Below are 19,123 nucleotides of genomic sequence, written 5' to 3'. Positions count from 1 at the left end.
ACATGAAGGTCACTATTCAGTCCTTCGACGCTGCCGCGAAGGCCAGCGATATCGAGCTCAACGACGAGGTCTTCGGCCTCGATCCGCGCGCCGACATCCTGCACCGCGTCGTCACCTGGCAGCTCGAAAAGCGTCGTGCGACCGCACGCGGCACGCGTGAGCGCGCTGATGTTGCCCGCACCGGCAAGAAGTTCGGTCGCCAGAAGGGCGGCGGTACCGCGCGTCACGGCGATCGCCGCGCTCCGACCTTCGTCGGCGGCGGTAAGGCGCACGGCGCCCGGGTTCGCGATTTCAATCCGTCGCTGAACAAGAAGATCCGCGCTCTTGGTCTGCGCATGGCTCTCAGCAGCCACGCCAAGGCCGGCTCGCTGATCGTCATGGACAGCCTGACCGTCAAGGACAACAAGACCAAGGCGCTGACCGCGGACCTGGCGAAGCTCGGCTTCGGCAAGACCGCGCTGGTGATCGACGGTGATGCAGTCGAGACGAGCTTCGCGCTCGCCGCCGGCAACCTCCGTCAGATCAACGTTCTGCCCGCCGCTGGTGCGAACGTCTACGACATCCTGAAGCATGACACGCTGGTGCTGACGCGCTCCGCTGTCGAAAAGCTGGAGGCGCGCTTCAATGGCTAAGAAGCAGAAAGCCGAGATCGACATTCGTCATTATGACGTGATCGTCGCTCCGCACATCACCGAGAAGGCGACCCTGCTCAGCGAGCAGAACGCGGTCGTGTTCAAGGTTTCGAACGACGCGACCAAGCCTGAGATCAAGGCGGCCGTCGAGGCGCTGTTCAACGTCAAGGTCCTGGGGGTCAACACGATCGTCCAGAAGGGCAAGACGAAGAAGTGGAAGGGCACGCCCTACACGCGCTCCGACATGAAGAAGGCGATCGTGACGCTGGCTGATGGTCAGTCGATCGATGTGACGACGGGAATCCAGTAATGGCACTCAAGCATTACAACCCGACCAGCCCGGCACGACGCGGACTTATCCTCGTCGACCGCAGCGGTCTGCACAAGGGCGGCCCGATCAAGGCGCTGACCGAAGGCAAGCGCAAGACTGGCGGCCGCAACAACAAGGGCCATGTGACCTCGCGCGGCATCGCCGGCGGCCACAAGCAGCGCTATCGTCTGATCGACTTCAAGCGTCGCAAGTGGGACGTGGACGGCACGGTCGAGCGGATCGAATATGATCCCAACCGCACCGCCTTCATCGCCCTGATCAAGTATCCGGACGAAGAGCTTGCCTATATCATCGCGCCGCAGCGGCTTGCCGTCGGCGACAAGGTGGTTGCCGGCAAGAAGACCGACGTGAAGCCTGGCAATGCCATGGAACTCGGTCAGATGCCGGTCGGCACGATCGTCCACAACGTCGAGATGAAGCCCGGCAAGGGTGGTCAGCTCGCACGTTCGGCGGGCACCTATGTGCAGGTCGTGGGTCGCGACAAGGGCATGGTGATGGTGCGCCTCAACTCGGGCGAGCAGCGCTATATCCACTCGAACTGCATGGCGACCGTCGGTGCGGTGTCCAACCCGGACAACGGCAACACCAACCTCGCCAAGGCCGGCCGCAACCGTTGGCTGGGCAAGCGCCCGCTGACCCGCGGCGTCGCCAAGAACCCGGTCGACCATCCGCACGGCGGTGGTGAAGGCCGGACCTCGGGCGGCCGTCATCCGGTCACCCCGTGGGGCAAGCCGACCAAGGGTGCACGCACCCGTCACAACAAGGCGACCGACAAGATGATCATCCGGTCGCGTCACGCGAAGAAGAAGGGCTAACCGCAATGGCTCGTTCCGTCTGGAAGGGTCCCTTTGTGGACCTCCATCTGCTCAAGAAGGCAGAGACCGCGCAGGAAACCAACGCGCGTGCGCCGATCAAGACCTGGTCGCGCCGCTCCACGATCCTGCCGCAGTTCGTTGGCCTGACCTTCACCGTTTATAACGGTCGCAAGTTCGTGCCCGTGTCCGTCAACGAGGACATGGTTGGGATGAAGCTCGGCGAATTCGCGCCGACCCGCTACTTCCCCGGCCATGCCGCCGACAAGAAGGGCAAGCGCTGATGTCGAAGGCAAAATCCCCCCGCAAGGTCGGTGAGAAGGAAGCTCTCTCGGTCGGTACGCAGATTCGCGGCTCGGCTCAGAAGCTCGGTCTCGTCGCGGCGCTGATCCGCAACAAGAAGGCCGGCGATGCGATGAACATCCTCGCATTCTCGACCAAGGCGATGGCCGTCGATGCCCGCAAGGTTCTCGCCTCGGCGATCGCCAATGCGGAGAACAACCACAATCTCGACGTCGACGCGCTCGTCGTCTCGGAGGCCTCGGTTGGCAAGTCGATCGTCATGAAGCGTTTCGCGACCCGCGGTCGTGGCAAGTCGACGCGCATCCTCAAGCCGTTCTCGCGGCTGCGGATCGTCGTGCGCGAGCAGGAAGAAGCATAATGGGTCAAAAGAGCAATCCGATCGGTCTGCGTCTCCAGATCAACCGTACCTGGGACAGCCGCTGGTATGCGGAAGGCGCCGATTACGGCCGCCTCCTGCTCGAGGATCTGAAGATCCGCACCTTCATCATGAAGACGCTGCCCCAGGCCGCGATCTCCAAGGTGGTGATCGAGCGTCCGGCCAAGCTGTGCCGCGTGTCCATCTATGCCGCGCGCCCCGGCGTGATCATCGGCAAGAAGGGTGCGGACATCGAGAAGCTGCGCCGTCTCCTCGGCAAGATGACCTCGTCCGACGTGTCGCTGAACATCGTCGAGATTCGCAAGCCTGAAGTCGACGCCAAGCTCGTCGCCCAGGGCATCGCCGATCAGCTCGAGCGYCGTATCGCGTTCCGCCGCGCCATGAAGCGYGCSGTKCAGTCGGCGATGCGSCTTGGCGCAGAGGGTATCCGGATCAATTGCGGCGGCCGTCTCGGCGGCGCCGAGATCGCSCGGTCCGAATGGTACCGCGAAGGCCGCGTTCCGCTGCACACGCTGCGCGCGAACGTGGACTATGCCGAAGCGCAGGCACACACCGCCTATGGCGTGTGCGGCGTGAAGGTCTGGATCTTCAAGGGCGAAATCCTGGGCCATGACCCGATGGCGCAGGACCGGATCATGATGGAGGCTCAAACCTCCGGCGTCCGTCCGGCGCGCTAAGGAACAAGAGCAATGCTGCAACCGAAAAAAACCAAGTTCCGCAAGGCCTTCAAGGGCCGGATCCATGGCGATGCCAAGGGCGGCACGACCCTCAACTTCGGCTCTTACGGGCTGAAGGCGATGGAGCCGGAGCGGATCACCGCACGCCAGATCGAGGCGGCTCGCCGCGCGATCACGCGTCACATCAAGCGCCAGGGGCGTTTGTGGATCCGCGTGTTCCCGGACGTTCCGGTCACGTCGAAGCCCGCCGAAGTCCGCATGGGCAAGGGCAAGGGTTCGCCCGAATATTGGGCCGCCCGGGTCAAGCCCGGCCGGATCCTGTTCGAGCTGGACGGTGTCCCTGGCGATATCGCTGCCGTGGCGTTCAGCCGCGCCGCGATGAAGCTGCCGATCAAGGTGAAGGTCGTTGCCCGTCTCGGCGACACCTCGCATCTGGGAGTTGCATAACATGAGCAAGATCGACACCCGTCGCTCCGACCTCAAGGCGAAGACCGAGGACCAGCTCGACGAGGAGCTGGGCAACCTGAAGCGCGAGGCGTTCAACCTCCGTTTCCAGGCAGCCACGAACCAGCTCGAAAAGCCGAGCCGGGTGCGTGAGGTCCGCCGCGACATCGCTCGCATCAAGACCCTGCAGAGCCAGCGCGTGCGCTCGGCCGAAGCCAAGTAAGGAAGACCGACATGCCGAAGCGCGTGCTGACCGGGGTGATCGTCTCGGACAAGACCGACAAGACGGTGGTGGTGAACGTCGAGCGTAAGGTGAAGCACCCGCTCTACGGCAAGATCATCCGCCGTACGAAGAAGTATCATGCCCATGACGAGGGCAACGAGTTCAAGCAGGGCGAAACCGTGCGGATCGAAGAGACCGCGCCGATCTCCAAGCTGAAGACCTGGAAGGTGATCGAGCGGGTCAACACCCACGCGACCCCCGAGCGGGCAACCATCGACGGCTAAGGCCGAGTTTTAGGCGGGGCCCGGTCGGAATCGGACCCCATGTGAGAAGGAACCGGATCGATGATCCAGATGCAGTCCAATCTCGAGGTCGCTGACAACAGCGGCGCGAAGCGGGTGCAGTGCATCAAGGTGCTTGGCGGGTCCAAGCGCCGGACGGCAGGCGTTGGCGACATCATCGTCGTCAGCATCAAGGAAGCGGCACCCCGTGCCCGCGTGAAGAAGGGCGACGTGCACCGTGCCGTCATCGTGCGTACGGCGAAGGACATTCGCCGCGCCGATGGCACCGTGATCCGCTTCGATTCGAACGCGGCCGTGCTGGTCAACAAGAACGAGGAGCCGATCGGCACCCGTATCTTTGGCCCGGTGGTGCGCGAGCTGCGTGCGCGCAAGCACATGAAGATCATCAGCCTGGCGCCGGAGGTTCTGTAATGGCCGCTGCGAAGATCAAGAAGGGTGACCGCGTCATCGTCCTGTCCGGCAAGGACAAGGGCAAGACCGGTGAAGTCACCCAGGCCCTGCCCAAGGACGGCAAGGTCATCGTGTCGGGCGTGAACATAGCGATCCGTCACACTAAGCCGAGCCAGGGCGACCCCCAGGGCGGCCTGAAGCGCGCCGAAGCGCCGCTGCACGTTTCGAAGGTCGCTCATGTGACCGCCGACGGCAAGCCGACGCGCGTTCGTTTTGAAACCAAGGACGGCAAGAAGGTCCGCGTGGCCGTGAAGTCCGGGGAGACGATCAGTGGCTGATGCAAATCAGAAGGCGGCGCACAAGCCGCGGATGAAGGCGATCTACGAGGATCGCATTGTCAAGGCGATGACCGAGAAGTTCGGTTACAAGAACGTGATGGAGGTTCCGCGCCTCGACAAGATCGTCCTGAACATGGGCGTTGGCGAAGCGACGCAGGACAAGAAGAAGGTCGATCAGGCCGCTGGCGAGATGGAGCTGATCGCAGGTCAGAAGCCCGTCGTCACCAAGGCGAAGAAGTCGATCGCGCAGTTCAAGCTGCGTGAAGGCATGCCGATCGGCGTGAAGGTCACTCTTCGCCGCGAGCGCATGTACGAGTTCCTCGACCGCYTCATCACGATCGCGCTGCCGCGCGTTCGCGATTTCCGCGGGCTGAACCCGAAGAGCTTCGATGGTCGCGGCAACTATGCCTGCGGTCTGAAGGAGCAGCTGATCTTCCCGGAAATCAGCTACGACAAGGTCGACAAGATCCGCGGCATGGACGTGATCGTGACGACCACGGCGAAGACCGACGACGAAGCGCGCGAGCTGCTCCGCCTGTTCGGCTTCCCGTTCCCGATCGAAGCCGACGAAGAAAAGAAGGCAGCGTAAGATGGCTAAGAAGAGTTCTGTGAACAAGAACGAGCGTCGCAAGCTGCTGGTGAAGAAATACGCCGGCGCCTATGCGAAGCTGAAGGCGATCGCGGCGGACAATTCGCTCGATGACGGCGATCGCCTGATCGCTCGCCTGAAGATGGCGGAAATCCCGCGCAACGGTAACCCGACGCGCATCCGCAACCGGTGCGAGGTGACGGGTCGTCCCCGCGCTTATTACCGCAAGTTCCGCCTCTGCCGTATTCAGCTGCGCGATCTGGCCAACAAGGGCCTGATCCCGGGCGTTACGAAGTCGAGCTGGTAAGGATCACGAGATGGCATTGACCGATCCCCTGGGTGATATGCTCACCCGCATCCGCAACGGCCAGCGCGCGCGCAAGGACTCCGTCCTGTCGCCCGCGTCCAAGCTGCGGGCCCGTGTGCTCGACGTGCTTCAGCGCGAGGGCTATATCCGTGGCTACAGCGAAGAAGAGATGGGTCCCGCAAAGGGCATCCGCATCGAGCTGAAATATTTCGAGGGCCAGCCTGCGATCAAGCATGTCGCGCGCGTCTCGAAGCCCGGTCGCCGCGTCTATTCGGGCGCAACCGAGCTGCCCCGCGTCATGAACGGCCTGGGCATCACGATCGTCTCGACGCCTCGCGGCGTTCTGTCCGACGCGGAAGCGCGCGAGCAGAATGTCGGCGGCGAAGTGCTGGCGGAGGTATTCTGATGAGCCGCATCGGTAAAAAGCCGGTCGCGATCCCGAGCGGTACGACCGCGACGATCGAAGGCCAGCAGCTGAGCGTCAAGGGCCCCAAGGGCACCCTGTCCATGCCGCTGCGCGAAGAGATCAGCTACGTCCTCGAGGACGACGGCATCTCGGTGAACCCGGCGAACGACACCAAGCGCGCCCGCGCCTTTTGGGGCATGCAGCGTACCCTGGTGCAGAACCTGATCACCGGCGTGTCGGACGGCTTCACCAAGAAGCTGCTGATCAACGGCGTGGGTTATCGTGCGGACGCCAAGGGCCGGGTGCTGAACCTGAAGCTCGGCTACAGCCACGACGTCAACATCGACGTGCCGGAAGGCCTCGAGGTGAAGACGCCGGACAACACGACCGTCGAGATTTCGGGAACCGACAAGCAGAAGGTCGGTCAGCTGGCCGCGGAGATCCGTCAGTGGCGTAAGCCGGAGCCCTATAAGGGCAAGGGCATCAAGTACGACGGTGAGTTCATCTTCCGCAAGGAAGGGAAAAAGAAGTAATGAGCACCAAAGGTCTCTCCCTCTTTGCGAAGCGCCGTCTTCGCAATCGCACCGCGCTCCGCGGTCGTGCTGCCGGCCGTCCGCGGCTGTCGGTGCACCGTTCGGGCAAGCACATCTATGCTCAGGTGATCGACGACGCCCAGGGCAAGACGGTCGCTTCCGCCTCCACCCTGGAGAAGGACGTGCGCGGCACGTCCGGCGCGAACATCGATGCTGCCGTCCTGGTCGGCAAGCGCGTCGCCGAAGCGGCGAAGCAGGCAGGCGTCACCAAGGTCGTGTTCGACCGTGGGGGCTTCCTGTTCCACGGTCGCGTGAAGGCGCTGGCGGAAGCCGCGCGTGAAGCCGGATTGGAGTTCTAAGAATGGCCGACGAAATCAACACGACGGACGTCGTTGCCGGCGGCGAAGCTGCTCCGCAGGACGCGCCGCAGGGCCGTGGTCCGCGTGGCGGCCGTGGCCGTGGCGGCCCGGGCGGCGGCGACAATCGCGGCCGTGGCGGCCGTGACGGCAATCGTGGCCGTCGCGACGATCGTCGCGGCGCGACCGACGATGGCGGCGAAGAGCTGATCGAGAAGCTGGTCCACATCAACCGCGTCTCGAAGACGGTGAAGGGCGGCAAGCGCTTCGGCTTCGCAGCACTCGTCGTCGTGGGCGACGGCAAGGGCCGGGTCGGCTTCGGTCATGGCAAGGCGCGCGAAGTGCCGGAAGCCATTTCCAAGGCGACGGCTGCTGCCAAGAAGGCAATGGTCCGCGTTCCCCTCCGCGAGGGTCGCACGCTGCATCATGACGGCAAGGGCCATTTCGGCGCCGGCCTCGTGACGGTGCGTTCGGCGCCGCAGGGCACCGGCATCATCGCGGGCGGCCCGATGCGCGCCGTCTTCGAGAGCCTGGGCGTGGCCGATGTGGTGACCAAGTCRGTCGGCACGTCGAACCCGTACAACATGATCCGTGCGACCTTCGAGGCGCTGACCACTCAGGTCAGCCCGAAGTCGGTCGCGCAGCGTCGCGGCAAGAAGATCGCCGACCTGCTCGGCCGTGGTGGCTCGCAGGCCGCCGAGGCTGACGCCGCAGCGATCGCGGAGTAAGACAGAATGGCGAAGAAGAAAGAAGCCGCCGGCGGCACGATCAAGGTGACTCAGACGGGTTCGCCGATCCGCCGCGAGAAGGATCAGCGCGCGACGCTGATCGGTCTCGGCCTCAACAAGATGCACAAGACGCGCGAATTGCAGGACAGCCCCGAGGTTCGGGGCATGATCCGCAAGGTCGCGCACATGGTATCGGTCGAGGGTTGACCTCAATGATCCTCCCCGTCAGGGGAGGGTGAGGGGCGGAACGGCTCGAACGCAGGTTCGACCTGTTCCGCCCTCAGCCTTTTTAATCAGCGCGACAAAAGCGAAAGCGAGTGCACGACATGAAACTGAACGAACTCCGCGACAATGCAGGTGCCCGCAAGTCCCGTATGCGGGTCGGCCGTGGTATCGGTTCCGGCAAGGGCAAGACCGGCGGCCGCGGCATCAAGGGCCAGAAGAGCCGTGAGGGCGTGTCCATCGCCGGCTTCGAAGGCGGCCAGATGCCGCTCCACAKGCGTCTGCCGAAGCGYGGCTTCAACAACATCTTCGCCAAGGATTATGCCGAGGTGAACCTGGGCGCGATCCAGAAGGCCGTCGATGCCGGCAAGATCGAGGCCGGTGCCGCGCTTGACCATGACGCGCTGAAGGCCGCCGGCCTGGCCCGTGGCGGCAAGGACGGCGTCCGTCTGCTCGGCAAGGGCGAGTTCTCGGCGAAGCTCAGCTTCACCGTCGCCGGCGCGTCGAAGGGCGCGATCGAGGCGGTCGAGAAGGCAGGCGGCAAGGTCGACGTTCTCGTCGTCGTGCCCGCCGCCGAAAAGGCCAAGGCCAAGAAGGGCGTGGCCCGTCTCGAGCGCATCGCGCACAAGGCTTCGTTCAAGGCGTAACTTCCTGCGGGCCCGGCGCGAGCCGGGTACCGCGAGGGGTTTTTGTGATCGGCCTCGCGCCGTTGTCGCGGATCCGGCATCAAAGCCCTTAGACAAGCCCGATCGGGCCCCTATATGAGCGGCGGGGCGATAAAACGTTTCCCGCCGCTTTTGTTTCCCCCCAGGCTTTTTTGGGACGATCACACTTATGGCATCCGCAGCCGACTCGATGGCCTCCGGCATCAGCCTGTCGAAATTCTCTCAGGCGACTGATCTCAAGAAGCGCCTGTGGTTCACGATCGGCGCGCTGATCATCTTCCGCATGCTCAGCTATGTGCCGCTGCCGGGCATCGATCCGTCCGTGCTCGCCCAGCTTTCGCAGCATACGTCGGGCGGCGTGCTCGATTTCTTCAACGCCTTTTCGGGCGGCTCGCTCAGCCGGATGAGCCTGATCGCGCTCGGCGTGATGCCCTATATCACTGCCTCGATCGTCGTTCAGCTCGCGACCTCGCTGTCGCCGACGCTCGCCGCGATCAAGAAGGAAGGCGAAAGCGGCCGCAAGCGGCTCAACCAATATACCCGCTACGGCACCGTCGGCCTCACCGCGGTGCAGGGCTATTTCATTGCCGTCGGGCTCGAGGCGCTGGGTGCCAGCAATGGCCTGCAGGCCGTGATCGAACCCGGCATGCTGTTCCGTATCGGCGCGGTGGTCAGCCTGGTCGGCGGCACCATGTTCCTGATGTGGATCGGTGAGCAGATCACCAGCCGCGGCATCGGCAACGGCATGTCGCTGATCATCATGGCCGGCATCGTCGCCAGCCTGCCGCGCACCCTGTACAACCTGTTCGAGGGCGGCCGCTCCGGCTCGCTCGATGCGGTGCGCCTGATCGGCATCATCATCGCGGTCGTGGCCTTGATCCTCTTCATCTGCTTCATGGAGCGCGCGCAGCGCCGCATCCTGATCCAGTATCCGAAGCGACAGACGCAGCGCGGCATGCAGGCCGATCGCAGCCATCTGCCGCTCAAGCTCAACACCGCGGGCGTGATCCCGCCGATCTTCGCCTCGTCGCTGCTGCTGATGCCGCTGACGATCACTCAGTTCGCCGGCAACCGCGTCGCGGGCGAGAGCTGGTGGGGCGATGTCATCATCGGCCTGAACCAGTATCTCCAGCACGGATCGCCCGTATATATGGGGCTGTACGGCGCGGGCATCATCTTCTTCTCGTTCTTCTACACCGCCGTGGTGTTCAATCCCGAGGAGACGGCCGACAATCTGAAGCGCTATGGCGGCTTCATTCCGGGCATCCGTCCGGGCAAGAACACCGAAACCTATTTCGATTATGTGCTGACGCGCATTACCGTGATCGGTGCGGCCTATCTGACGATCATCTGCCTGTTGCCCGAATATCTGGTGTCGGCGCTGAGCATCCCGTTCTATCTCGGCGGCACCAGCCTGCTGATCGTCGTCAACGTGACGATGGATACGGTGACTCAGATCCAGAGCCACTTGCTCGCGCATCAATATGGCGATCTGATCAAGAAGGCCAAGTTGAAGGGTGGCCGCCTCCGTTGAGAGGGGTGACATCGAAATGAGGGGAACGGCCTTGAATATCATTCTCCTGGGTCCGCCGGGCGCGGGCAAGGGCACCCAGGCGAGCCGGTTGATGGCCGATCGGGGCATGGTCCAGCTTTCCACCGGCGACATGCTGCGCGCCGCGGTGAAGTCCGGCAGCCCGGTTGGCCTCAAGGCCAAATCGGTGATGGAGGCGGGGGAACTCGTCTCGGACGAGATCGTCTCGGGCATCATCGGTGAACGGCTCGACATGCCCGACACGGCCAATGGCGTGATCTTCGACGGCTATCCCCGCACCGCCGCCCAGGCCGAGCAGCTCGACGCGTTGCTGAGCGAGCGCGGCCGGACCCTCGACCATGTGATCGAGCTGAGCGTCGATGAAGAGGCGCTCGTCGACCGCATCGTCGGTCGCTACACCTGCGCCAAGTGCGGCGAGGGCTATCACGATCATTACAAGCAGCCCAGGGTACCGGGCGTCTGCGATGTGTGCGGCTCGACCGAGTTCAAGCGCCGTCCCGACGACAATGCGGAAACCGTGCGCACCCGCATGGCCGAATATCGCGCCAAGACCGCGCCGATCCTGCCGATCTACGAGGCCCGCGGCCTGGTGTCGCGCGTCGACGGCATGGGGGATATCGACCAGGTGACTCAGGCGATCGAGGCAATCCTCGACGGGAAATAGGCCCGCGTCGCTTGCCGTTCCCGGCGCAGGGCATATGATGCGCCGGGTCAGGGGGAGAGCGTCGATGAAGCCTTTCGGTCCTTTGGGCGTCGTCATCGCGCTGTCGTTTGCCGGCCCGGCCGCGGCCGAAGTCGTGTCCGCGACGCCGACCACCATAGAAATCAGTCAGGTCGTCACCGTCGACGCGTCGATCGCCCGGGTCTGGGATACGCTGCGCTCGCCGCAACGCTGGTGGAGCAAGGAACACACCTACAGCGACGATTCGGCCAATCTCTACATGGACGGCCAGGCGACCGGCTGCTTCTGCGAACGTTTCCCCGATCGTCGGGGCAGCGTCGAGCATGCCCGGATCCTCTATATCCAGCCGCCCCAGATGATCCGCCTGTCGGGCGCGCTGGGGCCGCTCCAGGCCGAAGCGGTGGTCGGTACGTTGACCTTCAAGCTTGCCCCTGAAGGCGCGAACGCCACGCGCTTGACGCTCAGCTATATCGTCAGCGGCTATGTCCGCGCCGGCGCCGATACGCTTGCGCCCAAGGTCGACGAGGTCCTGGCGCTGCAGGTGCTGAACCTGAAATCCGCCGCCGAGGCCCCGCCGCCGCCCGCCCCGGCGCCGCAGCGCTAGGGCCGGACAAAGCTGAACCCTTCCGTTCGTCCTGAGTAGGGGCGGAGTAGCCGAAGGCGTATCGAAGACCCGTATCGAGGGACATGGCGCGAGGCTTGTCCTTCGATACGCCATTTCGACAAGCTCAATGTCTACTCAGGACGAACGGAGGGGCGATTTGCGCCTTTGCCGCTTCGCCGGTGCTTCATGACGAATTCTTCACATCGCCGTCATCGGCAGGTGCGGGGCGGGCCGCTACTCAGGGTCCGTGCCCAGCGCGCCGGGCACCAAACTCCTTGAATCGGCGTCCGCACTCCCGGGGGCGTCGTGGSCGGCGGAAGGTTCGCTTTCCGCCGGCCAATTTTGCTGTAAAGGCAGAAAGGCACCGACCGGAATGCCGCCGATGACCCGCAAGATCCTGATCGTCGAAGACGACGCCGCGACGGCCGGCTATCTCGCCAAGGGGCTGGGAGAGGCCGGTTTTGCCGTCGAAACCTGTGGGGACGGCCGCGACGGCCTGTTTCTCGCCAGCGAGGGCATTTTCGATCTGATCGTTGCCGACCGCATGTTGCCCGGGCTGAACGGCCTGGCGATGATCGGCGCGATCCGCGCGGCCGGCATCCGTACTCCCGTCCTGATCCTGTCCGCGCTGGCGACGGTCGACGACCGGGTCGATGGGCTTCATGCCGGCGCTGACGATTATCTCGTCAAACCCTTTTCCTTCGCGGAGCTTTCCGCGCGGATCGAGGCGCTGCTCCGCCGCGCCGATCGCGTCGCCAGCGAAAACCAGACGACTCGCCTTGTCGTCGGCGATCTGGAGATCGACCTGCTCGCCCGCACGGTCGCGCGCGACGGCCGGCCGATCGCGCTCGGCGCGCGCGAATTCAACCTGCTCGAATTCCTCGCCCGCCATGCCGGGCAAGTGGTGACGCGCACGATGATGCTCGAAAAGATCTGGAACTATCATTTCGATCCCGGATCGAACGTGGTCGACGTCCATATCGGGCGGCTGCGCCGCAAGATCGAGGAAGGGTTCGCCGCCCCGATTCTCCACACGGTGCGCGGCGCGGGATACCGGCTCTCGGCCGACACCTGATGTGGCGTCTGTCGGTCACGGCGCGCATTGCGTTGCTCGCGATCGCGCTGGCCCTTGTTTCAAATCTCGTCCTGGTGACCTTCATCTGGCGGCAGGTACATGACGACGCGATCGATTCGCTGCGTCGTGATACCGCCGAACAGGCCGATGCGCTCGTCTCGGTCTGGCGGGCGGGCGGGCTGCGCGCGCTCGACCAGACGATCGAGGAAGCGCGGGCCCCTGGCGACCTCTCGCTGATCATCGCGGTGATCGACGGACGGGGGAAGCGCGTGGCGGGCATTGGCCCGGAGATCGCGACGATCGCCCCGTCGGAATCGGTCGATTTCCGCATTGGCCGGATCGGCGCGTCGCCGCCCTGGTCGTTGCGCGATGCCGGCTATTCGGTGCGGCGGATCGGCGCCCTGCGCCTCATCAGCGGGCGGATGCTCGACGACTGGGAACAGGTGCAGCGCGGGATCGAACGAGCATTGCTGCTTGCGATGCTGTTGTCGCTTGGGCTCGGCATCGTCGGTGGCCTGGTCGTGACCCGTTATGTCGGACGCCGCCTGAACCGGGTCGCCGACGTGATCGAGGGCGTGGCCGGCGGTGACCTGTCACGCCGCGTCGCCAGCGCCTCGGGCGGCGGGGATGCGTTCGACCGGCTTGCCACCCGCCTCAACGCGATGCTCGACAAGGTCGAGCGGCTGATGGTCGAATTGCGGCTGGTCACCGACAGCCTCGCGCATGATCTGCGCTCGCCGCTGGCCAGGCTCAGGACCAAGACCGAGAACGCGGTCCTGCTCGCCGACCCGGCACAGCGCGAGGCAGCGCTCGGCGGACTCCTGACCGAGACCGATCTGGTGATGCGCATGCTGAGCATGCTCATCGAGATCAGCCGGTCGGAATCGGTGTCGCGCGATCGGTTCGCCAGCATCGATCCCGCGGCGTTGATCGAGGAGATCGCCGAACTCTACGCACCCGTGGCCGAGGATGCCGGCCTGCGCTTCGCGACGGTGCTCGACACTCATCCGCCGCGCCTGATCCTCCACCGCGAGTTGATGACCCAGGCGATCGCCAACCTGGTCGACAATGCGCTGCGCCACGGCGCCCAGGGTGGCGAGGTGACCTTGCGGCTGACGGGGCAGGGGGGTGAGGTCCGAATCCAGGTCGAGGATCGTGGGCCCGGCATCGCCGCGGAGGACCGCGAGCAGGCGCTGCGCCGCTTCGGCCGGCTGGACAATGCGCGCAGCACGCCCGGCGCCGGACTTGGTCTGTCGCTGATCGAGGCGGTCGCCCGCTTGCATGGCGGGCGGCTCGAGCTGGGCGATAATGCGCCAGGGCTGATTGCGGCGATCGTTCTGCCGGCGTAAAGGACCTGCGGCGGACGCGCGACGAACCGGTCGATAGTCGGGAATCGGGGTGTCGCGCTTGACATGGGCGACTCGCTCTCCTATTTGGCGATTATTCCGAAACACCGGGTCCCGGCGGCGCATGTTTGCGCACGCCGTTATCTTGCGTTCGGATGTTAACGCGTTGAGATGGGGCGGCTGCAGCCATGCACGCCCTGTGGAGCAGGAGAATAAATTTCATGGCTCGTATTGCGGGTGTCAACATCCCGACCAACAAGCGCGTTGTTATCGCGCTGACCTACATCCACGGCATTGGCGATACCAAGGCCAAGGAAATCACCACCAAGCTGGGCATCGCCCCTGAGCGCCGCGTGCAGGACCTGACCGATCAGGAAGTGCTGCACATCCGCGAAGCGATCGACGCCGACTATACGGTCGAGGGTGATCTTCGTCGCCAGACGGCGATGAACATCAAGCGCCTGATGGATCTGGCCTGCTATCGCGGCCTTCGCCATCGCAAGGGCCTTCCGGTCCGCGGCCAGCGCACGCATACCAATGCGCGCACCCGCAAGGGCAAGGCCAAGCCGATCGCCGGCAAGAAGAAGTGATGCGCTGAGCCGTTCCTTTCGGGGCGGCTCGCCTTCCAGCTACAGGGTTAGGATTTCAACATGGCACGCGAACCTCAGCGCATTAAGCGGCGTGAGCGCAAGAACATCACCTCTGGCGTCGCGCACGTGAACGCCAGCTTCAACAACACCATGATCACGATCACCGATGCCCAGGGCAACGCGATCTCGTGGTCGTCGGCCGGCATGATGGGCTTCAAGGGAAGCCGCAAGTCGACTCCGTATGCGGCCCAGGTCGCAGCCGAGGATGCCGGCAAGAAGGCCGCCGAGCACGGCGTCCGCACGCTCGAAGTGGAAGTAAAGGGTCCGGGTTCGGGCCGCGAGTCGGCGCTTCGCGCGCTGCAGGCGGTCGGCTTCCAGATCACTTCGATCCGCGACGTGACCTCGATCCCGCATAATGGCGTCCGGCCCTCCAAGCGCCGCCGCGTCTGATTTCGTCTCGTCCGCGCGCGGTTGATCGCGCCGCGCGGACGATTCCCACATGGTCTGAGTTACCCCGCTCAGGCCCAAAACCAAGGGGAAGCCCGTGTCCGTCAATGCTAAGAACTGGCAGGAACTGAAGAAGCCCAATGGCCTCGAGAAGAAGCCGGGTGGCGATCCCAAGCGCAAGGCGACCTTCGTGGCCGAACCGCTCGAGCGTGGCTTCGGCCTGACGCTCGGCAACGCGCTGCGCCGCGTGCTGCTGTCGTCGCTTCAGGGTGCTGCCGTTACCTCGATCAAGATCGAGAACGTTCTCCACGAATTCTCGTCGCTCGCCGGCGTGCGTGAAGACGTGACCGACATCGTCCTGAACGTGAAGCAGATCGCGCTGCGCATGCAGGGCGAAGGCCCGAAGCGTCTCCAGCTCTCCGCGACCGGCCCGGCCGACGTGAAGGCCGGCGACATCGCGGTGTCGGGCGATATCGAAGTGATGAACCCCGATCTCGTGATCTGCCATCTCGACGAAGGCGCGACGCTCAACATGGAGCTGACCGCTGACGTGGGTAAGGGCTATGTCGCGGCGGTTGCGAACCGTCCGGCCGATGCCCCGATCGGCCTGATCCCGGTGGATGCGCTCTACTCGCCGGTCCGCCAGGTGTCGTACAAGGTCGAGAACACCCGCGTCGGGCAGGAGCTCGATTACGACAAGCTGACGCTCACCATCGAGACCGACGGCACGATCACGCCTGAGGACGCCGTCGGCTATGCCGGCCGCATCCTGCAGGACCAGCTCGCGCTGTTCGTCCATTTCGACGATTCGTCGGTCCGTCCGTCGGCCCCGATCGGCCATGCCGCGCCGTCTTCGGCCGGCGAGGTTTCGGGCGATACCCAGCAGATCAATCGTTACCTTCTCAAGAAGGTCGACGAGCTCGAACTGTCGGTGCGTTCGGCCAACTGCCTCAAGAACGACAACATCATCTATATCGGCGATCTGGTCCAGAAGACCGAAGCAGAGATGCTGCGCACCCCGAATTTCGGCCGCAAGTCGCTGAACGAAATCAAGGAAGTGCTGTCGTCCATGGGTCTCCGTCTCGGCATGGAAATCCCGGGCTGGCCGCCTGAGAACATCGAAGAGATGGCCAAGAAGCTCGAACAAGAGATTATGGGCTGAGTCTCGCGTCCGGGATTAGCGGCGCTAATCCCGGATTGATCGCGAGGCCCGGCCGGCGGTGCTACAGCACCGTCCGACGACGCGGCTTTGCCGCGGCGCTGGCTGAAAGAGATGGGCGATTGGCGGTGGCCCTCAACACCGCCTGGTCTGGGGTTCCGTCAAACGGCCCCTTAACGAACGAAGGAAAGATACCATGCGCCATCGCGTAGGCGGCCGTAAGCTTCAGCGGACCTCGGCCCACCGCACCGCCCTGTTCCGCAACATGTCGGCGTCGCTCATCAAGCATGAGCAGATCCTGACCACGACCGCCAAGGCGAAGGAACTTCGCCCCTATGTCGAGAAGCTGATCACGCTCGCCAAGAAGGGCGGCCTTTCGAACCGCCGCCTGGCGCATGCCCGTCTGCTCGACGATGCGCAGCTGGTGAAGCTGTTCGACGTCCTGGCGTCGCGCTACGCCGATCGCAACGGTGGCTATACCCGCATCATCAAGGCCGGCATCCGCGCCTCGGACGCATCGCCGATGGCGATCATCGAGTTCGTCGATCGCGACGTCAGCGCCAAGGGCCAGGATTCGGGCCCGGTGCAGACCGACGAGGATTACGATCAGGCCGCGTAAATTTAATTCCTCCCCGAGCTTGCTCGGGGAGGATCAGTTGAGAAAGGAGTCGCACCTGATACGGTGCGGCTCCTTTTTTCTTGTCCGGAAGCCCTTGATGCGTCGCGCCTTGCCGCTGATCTTGTCCCTTCTCGCCACTCCCGCCGCCGCTCAGACCAAGGCCCCCAGCATGATCTATCCCCAGACGACCCGTGGCGACACGGTGGACGAGCAGTTCGGCGTGAAGGTCGCCGATCCCTATCGCTGGCTCGAGAATGACGTGCGCACCGATACGGCGGTGGCCAAATGGGTCGCCGACGAGAATGCGGTGACCAACGCCTATCTCGCAAGCCTGCCGGGGCGCGACATCTTCGCTGCACGCATGAAGCAGCTGCTCGATTATGAGCGGTTCGGCGTGCCGGTGAAGAAGGGTGGGCGCTATTTCTACATGCGCAACAGCGGCCTGCAGAACCAGGCGGTGCTGTACGTCCGCGACTCCCTCGATGGTGCCGGCCGGGTCCTGATCGACCCGAATGCCTGGGCAAAGGACGGCGCGACCGCGCTGGGCGAATGGGTCCCGTCCGAGGATGGCACGCATATCCTCTATTCGGTGCAGGACGGCGGCACTGACTGGCGTACGGTGAAGATCCTCGACGTCGCGACCGGCGACATTGCCGCCGACACGGTCGAATGGGTCAAATTCTCCAACCTGTCCTGGGCGAAGGACGGCTCCGGCTTCTATTATTCGCGCTTCGCCGCCCCGGCGGAGGGCACCAGGTTCCAGGCGCTCAACGAGAACCAGCAGGTCTATTTCCACAAGCTCGGCGCGGCCCAGTCGGCCGACCGGCTGATCTACGCCACGCCCGCCGCGCCGAAGCGTGGACACAGCGCCCAGGTGACCGAGGACGGCAAATGGCTGGTCATCACCACCACCGAGGGCACCGACAATCGTTACGAGATCACCATCCTCGACCTGACCGATCCGGCAGCGACGCCGCGCACGATCGTGAAGGGACTGGAGAATGAATGGTCGCTCGCCGGCAATGTGGGCGCGACCTTCTACTGGACGACAGACAAGAATGCGCCGCGCCTGCGCATCGTCTCGATGGACGTGCGCCAGGCCGCGCCCGCGATCCATGAAGTGGTGCCGGAGGACAAGGCAGTGCTGGAGGGTGCCGGGATCGTCGGCGGCAAGCTGGTCGCCTCCTATCTGGTCGATGTGAAGTCGGAGCTGCGGCGCTACGCCCTGGACGGCACGCCTGACGGCGTCGTCGCGCTCCCCGGCATCGGCAGCGTTGCCGGCACCAGTGGTGCTGCGGACGATGACGAGCTGTTCTACGCCTTCACCAGTTTCGCGACGCCCACCACCATCTATCGCTACGACCTGAAGACAGGTGCCGCGACGCCCTGGGCCAAACCCAAGGTGGCGTTCGATCCCGGCCTGTATGACGTGTCACAGCGCTTCTACGCATCGAAGGACGGCACGAAGGTCCCGATGTTCATCGTCCGCCGCAAGGATTCGCCGGCCGGCCCGGCGCCGACGTTGCTCTACGCCTATGGCGGCTTCAACGTGTCGATGAACCCGGCCTTTTCCGCGACCCGGATCGCCTGGCTCGAGCAGGGCGGGGTGCTCGCGGTCGCCAATATCCGCGGCGGCGGCGAGTACGGCAAGGCATGGCACGATGGCGGACGCCTCGCGCACAAGCAGAATGTGTTCGACGACTTCATTGCGGCCGGCGAGGACCTGATCGCGCAGGGCGTGACCTCTAAGGGCAAGCTCGCCATCCAGGGCGGCTCGAACGGTGGCCTGCTGGTCGGCGCGGTGGTCAATCAGCGCCCCGATCTCTTCGCCGCGGCGCTGCCGCAGGTCGGCGTGATGGACATGCTGCGCTTCGATCGCTTCACGGCAGGCCGTTACTGGGTCGACGATTATGGCTATCCCTCGAAGGAAGCCGATTTCCGCGTGCTCCGCGCTTATTCGCCCTATCACAACATCAGGGACGGTCAGGATTACCCTGCGATCATGGTGACGACCGCCGACACCGACGACCGCGTCGTGCCCGGGCACAGCTTCAAATACACCGCCGCGCTCCAGGCCGCGCGGATCGGGCCCAAGCCCCATCTCATCCGCATCGAGACGCGCGCCGGCCATGGTTCCGGCAAACCGACCGACAAGGTGATCGCCGAGGCCGCCGACAGCTGGGCTTTCGCCGCGGCCTGGACCGGCATGACGGTGAAGGCGACGCGCTAAAGCGGGAAGCATTGCCTGTCCGCGGTCGCGTACGCCGCCTATCCCATCGCGCTTCCCCGGCGAAGGCCGGGGCCCAGTTGGGGGGGTGGTAGCGGATGCTGCGCGTCGTCACGAACGCCATTCCAACTGGACCCCGGCCTTCGCCGGGGAAGCAAAAAGGAGGACGCGGAGTTGCGTTTGCGCCA

The 19,123-nt window shown here is 64.5% G+C and carries 29 protein-coding genes; all 29 read left to right on the top strand.

From position 1 onward, the window contains the following. Positions 1-2: 2 nt before the first annotated feature. The 29 genes from rplD to AC1DX5_RS18385 all read left to right on the top strand — a co-directional run bounded on the left by rplD (position 3) and on the right by AC1DX5_RS18385 (position 18,938). Positions 3-632: a 50S ribosomal protein L4 gene (gene rplD, locus AC1DX5_RS18525; protein WP_465176308.1), complete on the top strand. Its 630-nt coding sequence runs from the start codon at positions 3-5 to the stop codon at positions 630-632. Next, a complete protein-coding gene (locus AC1DX5_RS18520) occupies positions 625-942 on the top strand; it encodes a 50S ribosomal protein L23 (RefSeq protein WP_465172778.1) in 318 nt (105 codons plus the stop codon). Before rplD ends, AC1DX5_RS18520 begins: the two co-directional genes overlap by 8 nt. After that, positions 942-1,778 carry a 50S ribosomal protein L2 gene (gene rplB, locus AC1DX5_RS18515; RefSeq protein ID WP_272626159.1) on the top strand — a complete coding sequence of 279 codons (837 nt, stop codon included), beginning with the start codon at positions 942-944 and terminating at the stop codon, positions 1,776-1,778. Before AC1DX5_RS18520 ends, rplB begins: the two co-directional genes overlap by 1 nt. 5 nt (positions 1,779-1,783) lie before the next feature. Further along, positions 1,784-2,059 (top strand): 30S ribosomal protein S19, encoded by a 276-nt coding sequence (gene rpsS, locus AC1DX5_RS18510; RefSeq protein WP_034161646.1) that lies wholly within the window; start codon positions 1,784-1,786, stop codon positions 2,057-2,059. Beyond that, the gene (gene rplV, locus AC1DX5_RS18505; protein ID WP_272626161.1) at positions 2,059-2,436 is read left to right on the top strand and encodes a 50S ribosomal protein L22; all 378 of its coding nucleotides are present in this window, start codon (positions 2,059-2,061) and stop codon (positions 2,434-2,436) included. The genes rpsS and rplV overlap by 1 nt, the downstream gene beginning before the upstream one ends. Then, positions 2,436-3,131, top strand: coding sequence for a 30S ribosomal protein S3 (gene rpsC, locus AC1DX5_RS18500; RefSeq protein ID WP_372852037.1), 696 nt, complete (start codon positions 2,436-2,438; stop codon positions 3,129-3,131). Before rplV ends, rpsC begins: the two co-directional genes overlap by 1 nt. A 12-nt stretch (positions 3,132-3,143) precedes the next feature. Then, a complete protein-coding gene (gene rplP, locus AC1DX5_RS18495; protein WP_272626165.1) occupies positions 3,144-3,578 on the top strand; it encodes a 50S ribosomal protein L16 in 435 nt (144 codons plus the stop codon). 1 nt (position 3,579) lies between these two features. Next, complete coding sequence (gene rpmC / locus AC1DX5_RS18490) at positions 3,580-3,798, top strand: 50S ribosomal protein L29 (RefSeq protein WP_465172779.1); 219 nt, start codon at positions 3,580-3,582, stop codon at positions 3,796-3,798. A gap of 11 nt (positions 3,799-3,809) precedes the next feature. Next, on the top strand, positions 3,810-4,082 hold the full coding sequence (rpsQ, locus tag AC1DX5_RS18485) for a 30S ribosomal protein S17 (RefSeq protein ID WP_372852031.1): 273 nt from the start codon (positions 3,810-3,812) through the stop codon (positions 4,080-4,082). A 60-nt stretch (positions 4,083-4,142) separates the two neighbouring features. Further along, a complete protein-coding gene (rplN, locus tag AC1DX5_RS18480) occupies positions 4,143-4,511 on the top strand; it encodes a 50S ribosomal protein L14 (RefSeq protein ID WP_332716285.1) in 369 nt (122 codons plus the stop codon). Further along, positions 4,511-4,828, top strand: a complete 318-nt coding sequence (gene rplX / locus AC1DX5_RS18475) for a 50S ribosomal protein L24 (protein ID WP_301085640.1) — start codon at positions 4,511-4,513, stop codon at positions 4,826-4,828. Before rplN ends, rplX begins: the two co-directional genes overlap by 1 nt. A gap of 31 nt (positions 4,829-4,859) precedes the next feature. Then, the gene (gene rplE / locus AC1DX5_RS18470) at positions 4,860-5,417 is read left to right on the top strand and encodes a 50S ribosomal protein L5 (protein WP_478016656.1); all 558 of its coding nucleotides are present in this window, start codon (positions 4,860-4,862) and stop codon (positions 5,415-5,417) included. Between the two features lies 1 nt (position 5,418). After that, positions 5,419-5,724, top strand: a complete 306-nt coding sequence (gene rpsN / locus AC1DX5_RS18465; protein WP_372852027.1) for a 30S ribosomal protein S14 — start codon at positions 5,419-5,421, stop codon at positions 5,722-5,724. A gap of 10 nt (positions 5,725-5,734) precedes the next feature. After that, entirely contained in the window at positions 5,735-6,130 is a 396-nt protein-coding gene (gene rpsH / locus AC1DX5_RS18460; RefSeq protein WP_272626176.1) for a 30S ribosomal protein S8, read from the top strand. Beyond that, complete coding sequence (gene rplF, locus AC1DX5_RS18455) at positions 6,130-6,663, top strand: 50S ribosomal protein L6 (protein WP_465172780.1); 534 nt, start codon at positions 6,130-6,132, stop codon at positions 6,661-6,663. Before rpsH ends, rplF begins: the two co-directional genes overlap by 1 nt. Then, positions 6,663-7,022: a 50S ribosomal protein L18 gene (gene rplR / locus AC1DX5_RS18450; protein ID WP_465172781.1), complete on the top strand. Its 360-nt coding sequence runs from the start codon at positions 6,663-6,665 to the stop codon at positions 7,020-7,022. The genes rplF and rplR overlap by 1 nt, the downstream gene beginning before the upstream one ends. A 2-nt stretch (positions 7,023-7,024) precedes the next feature. Next, positions 7,025-7,747 (top strand): 30S ribosomal protein S5, encoded by a 723-nt coding sequence (gene rpsE, locus AC1DX5_RS18445; RefSeq protein WP_465172782.1) that lies wholly within the window; start codon positions 7,025-7,027, stop codon positions 7,745-7,747. 6 nt (positions 7,748-7,753) lie between these two features. Then, a complete protein-coding gene (rpmD, locus tag AC1DX5_RS18440; RefSeq protein WP_272626183.1) occupies positions 7,754-7,954 on the top strand; it encodes a 50S ribosomal protein L30 in 201 nt (66 codons plus the stop codon). A gap of 119 nt (positions 7,955-8,073) precedes the next feature. After that, on the top strand, positions 8,074-8,616 hold the full coding sequence (gene rplO / locus AC1DX5_RS18435) for a 50S ribosomal protein L15 (protein ID WP_478016641.1): 543 nt from the start codon (positions 8,074-8,076) through the stop codon (positions 8,614-8,616). Positions 8,617-8,803: 187 nt separating this feature from the next. After that, a complete protein-coding gene (secY, locus tag AC1DX5_RS18430; protein ID WP_465176312.1) occupies positions 8,804-10,168 on the top strand; it encodes a preprotein translocase subunit SecY in 1,365 nt (454 codons plus the stop codon). A gap of 31 nt (positions 10,169-10,199) precedes the next feature. Then, entirely contained in the window at positions 10,200-10,850 is a 651-nt protein-coding gene (locus AC1DX5_RS18425; protein ID WP_465172785.1) for an adenylate kinase, read from the top strand. Positions 10,851-10,914: 64 nt separating this feature from the next. After that, positions 10,915-11,472, top strand: a complete 558-nt coding sequence (locus AC1DX5_RS18420) for an SRPBCC family protein (RefSeq protein WP_478016640.1) — start codon at positions 10,915-10,917, stop codon at positions 11,470-11,472. Between the two features lie 382 nt (positions 11,473-11,854). Beyond that, complete coding sequence (locus AC1DX5_RS18415) at positions 11,855-12,547, top strand: winged helix-turn-helix domain-containing protein (protein WP_465172787.1); 693 nt, start codon at positions 11,855-11,857, stop codon at positions 12,545-12,547. Then, positions 12,547-13,896, top strand: a complete 1,350-nt coding sequence (locus AC1DX5_RS18410; protein WP_465176314.1) for a sensor histidine kinase — start codon at positions 12,547-12,549, stop codon at positions 13,894-13,896. Before AC1DX5_RS18415 ends, AC1DX5_RS18410 begins: the two co-directional genes overlap by 1 nt. 218 nt (positions 13,897-14,114) lie before the next feature. Beyond that, complete coding sequence (rpsM, locus tag AC1DX5_RS18405; protein WP_465172789.1) at positions 14,115-14,483, top strand: 30S ribosomal protein S13; 369 nt, start codon at positions 14,115-14,117, stop codon at positions 14,481-14,483. 60 nt (positions 14,484-14,543) lie between these two features. Beyond that, positions 14,544-14,933, top strand: coding sequence for a 30S ribosomal protein S11 (rpsK, locus tag AC1DX5_RS18400; protein WP_034161671.1), 390 nt, complete (start codon positions 14,544-14,546; stop codon positions 14,931-14,933). Positions 14,934-15,027: 94 nt separating this feature from the next. Continuing rightward, positions 15,028-16,092 carry a DNA-directed RNA polymerase subunit alpha gene (locus AC1DX5_RS18395; protein ID WP_465172790.1) on the top strand — a complete coding sequence of 355 codons (1,065 nt, stop codon included), beginning with the start codon at positions 15,028-15,030 and terminating at the stop codon, positions 16,090-16,092. 193 nt (positions 16,093-16,285) lie between these two features. Then, positions 16,286-16,708 carry a 50S ribosomal protein L17 gene (gene rplQ, locus AC1DX5_RS18390; protein ID WP_465172791.1) on the top strand — a complete coding sequence of 141 codons (423 nt, stop codon included), beginning with the start codon at positions 16,286-16,288 and terminating at the stop codon, positions 16,706-16,708. 97 nt (positions 16,709-16,805) lie between these two features. Then, positions 16,806-18,938: a prolyl oligopeptidase family serine peptidase gene (locus tag AC1DX5_RS18385; RefSeq protein WP_478016639.1), complete on the top strand. Its 2,133-nt coding sequence runs from the start codon at positions 16,806-16,808 to the stop codon at positions 18,936-18,938. Positions 18,939-19,123 lie beyond the last annotated feature (185 nt).

The sequence above is a fragment of the Sphingomonas sp. P2_B6 genome, assembly GCF_056404755.1.
Note: the sequence above shows the minus strand (reverse complement) of the source record. Positions and strands in the feature narration are given on the sequence as shown.